We start from the raw sequence: 1679 nt of genomic DNA on the forward strand, positions 1-1679 counted from the left end.
GGTGGCCACTGACAAACTAATGATTTTTCGATGAGTTCTAGCAGTGGGTACAAAAAATGCGACACTACTCCGAATTTCTCGGTAGATGTCGCATTTTTTATAGGGTTTCGCGGTTATTTGTTAGTCATTCAGTTTCAATATTCGCTTCAGATTCACAGCGAATATCGTTATTGCTCCTTGAATCTGCATACCTAACAGACCCGAGGATGTGGCTACATCGTACCCGTGTCGATTTTTAAGTTCACTATTCTTCGCTTCGATCTTGTATCTTTCTTTTGCTTTCTCTTTGAAGTACTCACTGTCCTGGAACCTAGCCTGTTCGGAGTGCTCACTGGATTTTATCGTCACCGCATACGACTTACTTGCGCCACCTTTATAACATCCTTCTTTAAACGGACAAACCTTGCATTTCTTCACATCAAAGAAGTACTTTGTTCGATTATTTTTACTGCTTTCTCCTCGATAATCCTTTTCTTTGCGAATCGCCCTATGACCAGCCTTGCATACGTACATACCTGCATCTTTGTTGAATTCAAATTCGTCTTCCTTCTTACGTGGACCTTGCGTAATTTGTGGGTTTAGTCGAGAGATGAGTTCAATCTGGTTTTTCTTGCTGTACGCGATGTTTTCTTTTTCCGAATATGCCATATCGCCGATTACGGTTTTAACGTCCACACCTGCCGTCATGCTTTTCTCAATAAGTGCTTGTAATTGCTTGCCATCGTGCTTCTCTCCAGTCGTTACGATAGCCGCTGTGATGATCCGCTCTTCCGTCATGGCCATGTGCGTCTTATCTCCAAAAAATGAGCTGTCCGCACTTTTGTGACCGATGCGTGCATCTTGATCTTGCGAAATACGCAATTGTTCCACATCATCCTCAACAGTCTCTTTCAGTAGATTCAATGGTTCGGTGATCTTAGGCAATTGAGCGATGCCGAGCTCGGTTTCGGCAACTTCGATCAGTTTTTGGCAGTAGTCAATCTCAGCCTCGAGTGTATCCACGATGTTCTTAGCAGGCAACTTCGTTTTAAGCGATTCGTCGATGGAATAGATGGCTTTTCGTAATTTGCGAGAACGATCCTGCAAAATCTCCCTCGGGGACTTGTGGTTGTAACGAGATTTTGTGTGCGTTGCATCCACGATGATGGATGTGCTCTTTAGAATACCTTGTGCGATAGCCAACTCGACGGTTTTACGGATTAGCAGATCCAGCAGATTGAGGTCTTTCAACCGCAGTTTGCGGAACTTAGTAAGGGAACTCGGATCAATGACAGCTTCTTCTGGAGCCATCTGAAGGAAGTATTTGAAAGACATGTCGTACCGAGAACGCTCAACCAAATCTACGTCTGACAGCTCGAAAATGGCTTTCAGAAGCAAATATTTAAGCATCCGCAACGGGTCAATTGCGTTACGACCGTTGTCCAGACAGTAATTCGCTTTCAGTTCTTCGTAGACGAAGGAGAAGTCCACCAACTCATTGATCTGACGCAACATATTATCCTTAGGCACAATGAGATCGTATAGTGCTGCATAAGGACTGAACGTTAATGAGATTTGAGGTTGAAACATTGGACTTCACGCCTTTCGCTGTAATACTTTAATTATACAGCAAAGAAGGTACTGCTCCCTCAATAGAATTGAGTTACAGTACCTCATAATGGGACTTTTTCAGTGGCCTC

General features: G+C 43.6%; 1 protein-coding gene. It reads right to left on the reverse strand.

The window, feature by feature from the left end:
* Positions 1–120: 120 nt before the first annotated feature.
* Complete coding sequence (locus ABRS97_RS27950) at positions 121–1569, reverse strand: IS1182 family transposase (RefSeq protein ID WP_367819445.1); 1449 nt, start codon at positions 1567–1569, stop codon at positions 121–123.
* Positions 1570–1679: the final 110 nt, after the last annotated feature.

Source organism: Paenibacillus tabacirhizosphaerae (assembly GCF_040812395.1).
Classification (GTDB): domain Bacteria; phylum Bacillota; class Bacilli; order Paenibacillales; family NBRC-103111; genus Paenibacillus_E.

Bases quoted from the DNA above. Each gene is read 5' to 3' on its own strand.
- ABRS97_RS27950 (WP_367819445.1), bottom strand. From the start codon at position 1,569: ATGTTTCAACCTCAAATCTCATTAACGTTCAGTCCTTATGCAGCACTA.